The organism is Aquabacterium sp. G14, assembly GCF_037482285.1.
Lineage (GTDB): Bacteria > Pseudomonadota > Gammaproteobacteria > Burkholderiales > Burkholderiaceae_C > Aquabacterium.
The window spans coordinates 1-6,915 of sequence record NZ_JBBEYB010000032.1 but is presented as its reverse complement, the minus strand read 5'-3'; the positions used below and the strand labels follow the sequence as shown (position 1 = coordinate 6,915).

Here is a 6,915-nt window from a genome sequence, read left to right as displayed (position 1 = left end):
CCTGATTAGAAACCTGCCTCAGCGAGGCTCACCCCATGAGCTTGTGACTCACTAATCTGTGGTCTTCTTACAGTGGGGTGAGCACCATGGCCTTCAACCAGATTCAGTTCCAGCACGGCATGTCGATTCCGGAATTCCTTCGTAGCTTTGGCACCGAGGCACAGTGCGCCGAAGCGATCAAGGCCGCGCGCTGGCCTGAGGGATTTCGCTGTCCGCGCTGCTCCAGCAGTGATCACTATGTGGTCGGCCACGGTGTCCGTAAGCTCTTCCAGTGCAATGGCTGTCGGCATCAGACCTCCCTGACCGCAGGCAGTCTCATGGCACACACCAAACTGCCCCTGACGACCTGGTTCTTGGCCATCTACCTCATCAGTCAGGCCAAAACCGGCCTGTCTGCCCTGGCGCTCAAGCGTCAGCTTGGCGTGAGCTATCCCACTGCCTGGCTGTTGCATCAGAAGATCAACCGGGCCATGGCCTCGCAAGACGCCACCCACCAACTCAGCGGCACGGTGCAACTCGATGACGCTTACCTCGGAGGCGAGCGCACAGGCGGCAAAGTCGGTCGGGGCTCCGAGAACAAGGTCCCCTTTGTCGCGGCTGTCTCGGTCAATGATCACGGGCATCCGATGTTCATCAAGCTCAATGTGGTCAGAGGGTTCACCTCTGAAGCGATCAGCAAGTGGGCCAAGTCCAATCTGGCACCGGGCACCAGCGTGCACAGCGATGGTTTGGCCTGCTTCAGTGCGGTGGCCGATGCCGGTTGCCTTCACCTCCCGATGGTGGTCGGCTCCCTCAAGCCGCGCGACCTGCCCAGCTTCAAGTGGGTCAACACCGTGCTGGGCAATCTCAAGACCACGTTGGCCGGAGCCTTCCATGCCCTGAACTACCGCAAGTACGCCGAGCACTACCTTGCTGGCTTCGCCTACAGGTTCAACCGCCGCTTCGATCTGCGTGGTCTGGTCGCAAGTCTCATCGTCGACGTCGTGAGAGCAAAGCCCATCAAGGAAAAGACGGTCAGGTCGCATGCTGAGGCACGTTTCTAATCAGGAGCCCGAATAGACGAGCAGCACCAACCATTCGAGACGCCAATTGCTCCTGCCCTTGCGCCCTCAATCGGTCCGCCTCCCGCATGCACATCCACGCACTGAGAATGTTCCCGGCCAATCCCATCACTGCCCCAACCAGACGGGGCGCAGCCAGCCATTTGTTGTTGGCTGCCGCTGCGCCTAACCGTACCTCCATGAATTTAGCTCCCAGGTCGGCTGCGCCGCCGATGAGGCCAGCCATGCCGTCGGCCATGCTGAGGATCGCGTCAAACTGCTTGTCAGCATCGACTGTGTTCAGGTACTGGCTCAGTCCCTTCCAGGCGCCCAAGCCCTGCACGATCATCGTACCGACGGCCAATCGGCCGTCCATACTCAGCATGGTGAGCTGAGTCTGGCGACCCAGGGTTTGTAGCGCGCCGGTCGCCTTGGCCGCCTCCTTGATTTGTTTTTCATACAGCGGGACGAACCGTGCCAACGGCAAGGACAGCATGCCGCCCTGCGCCGCAGCGGTTTTTAGCGAGAGTGCCTGTTGGTTGATGTGCACTGTGCTGCCTGACAGTTGGGACAGGTCGCGTGTAGCATTGCCACTGGATATGCGCAGTTCACGCAAGGTTTCCGTGTCAGTCATGATGGCCAGCGTAAGCTGTCCTTTGCCTGTCAAGCCCCGAATCTCGCGCATGCTGAGCATCTCTCCCCGTGCTCGCTTGATCTGAGCATAGGTCTCAAGGCTGACGTTGGCATGAATCAACACTGGCACTTTGGGCGCGACACCAGCGGGCGCTTGCAGCGCATACTCGCAGGCGCGGTGTACCCAGGTCATGGCCTCGGCCCGAGTCAGGCGCTGCAGAATCTTAGGGTCGATTTGAAGCGCTTGACGCGCATTGGCCTGTGCGTGTCGACGCCACGTGTCGTGTACGCCTTGAGTGGCTACGGCCGCGATGGTACCCATCAGGGTCACGGAGAAACCCATGGTGGCTTGCGTCAACCACCCCAAGCGCCTAGCAAGCGGCGGGGCCACTGGTACATTGCCGCCCTTGGTGGCCGCTGCAGCGACCTCTCCAATCAGTCCCTTGAAAAAGTCTACTACCTTGTCTGGTTTGTCGTTCTCCAACGTTTCCCACAAGGATGCCTGATTGGCGAACATGGCGCGCAGCAATAGGGCGCGAGGTGAGCTGAAATCAGCGTCTAGCTGCTTCTCAAAGGTTTCTAGCGCAGCGGCCGTTTTGGGCTCCGGGGCGAACGAGCGAGCGACCTCGGCCATATACATCGCACCTGCACAGCAACCGGTGCGCGCCACCTGGCCCGCATGATTGTTTTCGTCTTGATCGAAGTGGCTGGCAAAGTAGCTCAGCAACATTGGGTCGTTGAGTGCCACATCCCAGTCTTGCTCGCAGCGCTGCAGCGGGGCCAGATGTTCGGCTTGATGCTTGTTTTCGAGATCCGACTGCCACTGTTGACGTTTATTCTCGTCGTAGAACTCAAGGAACTTCTCCCACTGTTCCCGCCCCTCTCTTTTGGCCCAGGCGTCTAACTGGGTGTGATAGCCAGGGCGCAGCACTCGGCCGATATCGGCGTCCATCAGGCGATCCGTTCTAGCCAACCAGAAAAATGCTTTCGTGAGCAGGTTGGCATTGTCCATTGACTCTTTGCCTGCTGCCCGCTCTTGCTCGGTCAGTGCCTGCCACTGTGTACCAGGCGGATAACTGCTGCGTTCGTAAGCGCTACGGGTTTGCAATGGCACGATTCGTGGTAATCCTTTTTCCTCCGCGTTCGCGATCAGGCTTTGCTTCAAGGTCAGGATGGCTTGGTTGACTTTGCGAGGTTGCTCTATGTCGGGGGCCGCCAAAGCCGATTCAGCCAGGGCGTGGCGCCACAGTCGAATGGTGTTGAATTCTGTAGCCAAGCCCGCGGGGTCGCGCAGTACAACGGCCAATTCTTTGCCTGTGGTACCTGGGTGACACGCGGCGGCCATCTGCAGCTGGCTAGCTAGTTCTTCAGCCGATATCGGGAGCGCGTTGAACGGGAAGTCCAAGGGCGCATTGTCAGCACTTCGGGCAACGCCTTTGTGTCTGTAGTTGCGCAGTGCACACTCCAGCACCTTGCTGCGCAGTGCTTGCGGTGTGGGGAGAAAGCTGTTCGGACCTGGTGCTTTGAGGTGCACCTCTTGCATGGCACTGGGGTTGGCGGCGTTAATGCCACGCAGTGCGTCGCTCCACAGGTTGGCACTGAATGCGATCCACACGCTGTTGATAGCATGTGCTTGCGGAATTTGCAGCAGCTTCATGCCGCCGGAGTTGTGCCCTTGGCGCGAGCAAGTTGGCGGCTGCGGATTGATCACGAAAACGGGGTTGTCCTGAGCGATCAGATCGCCTGTCGGCGTCACTCGATACACCTGCCAAGGCTTGACGCCCGCAGGCGGCTTGGGGATGTACATGTGCACGTAGCCTTCCCGCAGCAGCCGTAAAGCGTAGCGGCTTTCGGTGGGTTGGCGCCCTGGTACCAAGCCTTGGATCTCATCGCCTGCACGAACCGCGTCGGCGCCAGCGGGTGCGAGCCTTGGTTCCTTGGCGATGGCACTGGGACGTAAGAGCAACAAGGAAAGGCTGCTTCGATGACAGGCCTTGCACGTTTGATCAGGGCTGTTCGCGACGGTCATGGGAAGTTCTCAAACAATTTTTCGTTCAGATGTGGCGCAAGTTCGTGCAGCGAGAGATCTCTGGACATGGGTTCCGAATCTATTTCGTTTGACACAAACAGTGCTTCGCGACAGCTCAACTCGACGGCTTGCTCAGCGTGGAGCAACAACAGCGCTGCTAGCGCTGTTTGGTCCTCCGGCCTGAGCACCTTCAGTTGCAGTGTGACGGCCATCTCTTGTGCTCTTGACAAAGCTGCATCAACTCGGTTTGGTAGAGTGCTTTCCGCTGGGAGCACATCCAATCCGCGCAAACTCAACTCACCTAGGTAGCGGGCAGCCGCAGCGTGAATAAGCTCTCCCTTCAGGAATTGACGCAGTTGCGCGGTCGTCCACCTTAGAGGAATCGGAGCTTCCTGACAGCCTTGAATTTCGATCAGCCGCCCCGACGCACTCAGGCAGTTCCAGCGCTGAATCGGACCCAGAGCGGCCCCCACGGCAGTCTTGCCCGCAATATGCGCCGCCCATAACATCACTCGGCTATCGGCTAATCGCTGGTAGCGAAGTGGGCTGCTGCATTCGCATCGCAACCTCAAGAGATCACTGATGGCTGCAGCAATAACCTCTGGTCGGGCGCTGGAGTGAACCCATGCGCCGATACGTTGCGTAGATCTCCCCATGCCCGCAATGCCCTGTGACTGGGCCTCTAGTCTCTCGGCATGAGCAATGTCAAGGGTTTCGGCCAGCCATACATCATCTGGGCCATACAATGGCACTAGGTACGGATAGAGTGCATGTGGGAGATTGATGTTGGGGGCTAGCTCGATTGCTTGCACCTCTCTGCCCCATGCTAAGGTGCGAGCAGCGATGACTTCCGCTATTGAGCTTTCATTCGGGCCCCTCTCCACAGCAATGGGTTCGCCGGCCATCGGGTCCACCAGGATATAAGTTGGAACGCCAGCGTTGCAACTTGCGGCAAGTTCTGCCGCGTTGCAGGGCTGGTTGTCCAATGTTGTCGTCAGCGATGGCTGCATCGCCTCAGATTGCACTGCTCCCCCCCATGGCTGCATCGAGCAACTTGGTTGGACAGTCACTCAACAGGCCAGTCTTTTTCAACGCCACGCGGTCCGACGCACTTCCCCCCCCCGTCAACTCCTTCATCGCCGCCTTGAAGCTCGCCTTGCCACTGGTGCCAATCTCGATGTTGCCACCTTCGATCTTCATGTAGCCGCCACCGCCATTGAGCACAATCCGGTTGGGTGCCGTGATGACGATGTTCGCCGCCGTGCTCTGCAGGTCAATGGCCTTCTGTGCGGTCAACGTGAAGGCATCGCTCTGCGCTTCGGTGCGCATATTGCCGCTGGCGGCGTGCAGCTTCATGCCCACGTCCTGCACCGCGCGTTGCTTGTCCTTGGCTTCTCCCCGGGTGAACAGGCTGATACCATCTTTGACGGCCCAGGCCTGGTGGCGTTGGGCCAGCAGGTTGGTGTCTTGCGCGGCGGTGAGGGTGGTGTGCTGGCCGGTGCTCAGCACTGTGTGCGCGGGAGTCAGTGCCGCGATATCACCCGCCGCGCTCATCACCAGGTCGGGCCGTTCGGTGGCCGGGATCTGGCCGTGTCCACCGTCAATGCCACGCGTGGCATCTTGAGATGTCCCGCCTTCAGCGTGAGTCGAGTTGCCACCACCCGATTGCTCCGTGCCGCGCAGGCTTTGCAGCGTGGCCTGCAAGGCAGCATGAGCAGGCAACTTGTCAGGCGCAGCCTCGCCCGGTAGATTGGCTAGGTGCGTCTGCGCGTTGGCGTGCAGGGCCGTCATCAGCTCGGCATGGCCACGCAGTTGGCTCTGCGCCTCGCGGCTGTTCATGGGCTGGCCTTGGGCCGTGCTGGTGCCGCCCGTACGGGCATGTGTGCTCACATGCAGGCCATGTGCGGCGCGCAGCGCGCCTTGGGCTTGCGTGTGCAACTCCAGCCCGTGGCCCCGATGGGCCAGGCGCAGGTTGTCGCTCTGTTGCAGCAGGTGGCCCATTTGCAGCCAGGTCTGGCTTTGCGTGGTGTGCACCAGGGTGCGGCCCTGACTGGGGGTGTCGTCGAACACCAGCTGGTTGTGCTCGCCGCTGCCCGCTTGCGAGGTGTCCAGGCTCTGGCTCTTGAAGCCGCTGAGCGTGGCGGTGTGGGCATGGCCTTCATGGGCGCCTTGCCGTGCACTGCCCGGAAACCACGCCGGAGCATTGCCCGTGGCACCAGCCGCGCCGGCGTTGACGCGGTTGCCCTGGGCGTCGGGCTGGCCTTCGCCGTTGTAGGTGGCACCAACGATGACGGGGCGGTCGATGTCGCCGTCCAAAAACTCCACCAGCACCTCTTGCCCCAGGCGCGGGATGAACACCCCGCCCCAGTTGGCCCCGGCCCACGATGACTGGGCCACGCGCACCCAGGTGCCCGAGGCGTCGGACGCCGGGGCGTTGTCATCCATCGGGGCGCTCAGGCGGTGGCTGGCCCGTGCCCCGCGTTGCCAGTGGAACTGCAGCTTGATGCGGGCGTCGCGGTCGTTGTGCACGGAGGCGTCCAGGCCCACCACCAGCGCAGTTTGCGTGCCCCACACGGTGGGGCGGGTGTGAACCAGGCGGCCTTGCGCATCCATCAGGCGCGGGCGCACCGGCACGCTCACGCGTTGGGCGCCAAAGCGGGCTTCATACAGCGGCTCGTCGCTGGCGTTGGCGCTCACGGCTTGCTGGCCGGGGCGCACCACGCTGCCCAGCAGGTGCTGCAAGCCGGCTTGCACATCGGCGCTGAGGTTGTTGCGGGCGCGGTGCACCACGCCTAGCACCACAAAGCGGGCTTCGTCATCGCTGCCCTGGGCCAGGCCGCTGTCGTGCTCGGGGTGTTCGAGCAGGGTGAAGGTGGTGCCCGGCTGCAAGGTGCGCACGGTGGCCGCCCCTTCAAAGCGCTTGCGCTCGGCCTGCAGGCTTTGCTGCTGGATCAGCACGCGGCGTTCGGCCTGGGCCGGGGTCTCGTAGGCGTAGGTGCCGGGCTGGTCGTGGTGTACCAGGGGCATGGGCTGCGAGTGGTCGGCACCGGCGTCCATGCTGGCGCTGTGGCTGTTCACAGCGCGGTAGTCCCAGCTGGCGGTCTGCACGCTGGTGCTCGCGACCTGACGGTGACCATGCCAGCGGGTGATGCTGTCTTCCTTGAGCACGGCGCCGGGCTGGGTGTAGCGGATGCGGGGCTGCGCGTTGGGCGC

4 protein-coding genes are annotated in these 6,915 nt (G+C 61.7%); 1 reads left to right on the top strand and 3 read right to left on the bottom strand.

Annotated features, from left to right (window positions below):
- The first annotated feature begins 86 nt into the window (after positions 1-86).
- The gene (locus WIT60_RS16710) at positions 87-1,043 is read left to right on the top strand and encodes an IS1595 family transposase (protein ID WP_103826989.1); all 957 of its coding nucleotides are present in this window, start codon (positions 87-89) and stop codon (positions 1,041-1,043) included.
- Here the strand turns inward: WIT60_RS16710 and WIT60_RS16705 are convergent.
- From WIT60_RS16705 to WIT60_RS16695, 3 genes are all read right to left on the bottom strand, one after another.
- Entirely contained in the window at positions 1,015-3,702 is a 2,688-nt protein-coding gene (locus tag WIT60_RS16705; RefSeq protein ID WP_339584958.1) for a T6SS effector BTH_I2691 family protein, read from the bottom strand. The two genes, WIT60_RS16710 and WIT60_RS16705, sit on opposite strands and share 29 nt — an antisense overlap.
- Positions 3,699-4,607 carry a hypothetical protein gene (locus WIT60_RS16700; protein ID WP_339584957.1) on the bottom strand — a complete coding sequence of 303 codons (909 nt, stop codon included), beginning with the start codon at positions 4,605-4,607 and terminating at the stop codon, positions 3,699-3,701. Before WIT60_RS16700 ends, WIT60_RS16705 begins: the two co-directional genes overlap by 4 nt.
- 109 nt (positions 4,608-4,716) lie before the next feature.
- Positions 4,717-6,915 (bottom strand): type VI secretion system Vgr family protein (locus WIT60_RS16695; protein WP_339584956.1); only part of this gene is annotated, 2,199 nt, incomplete at its 5' end.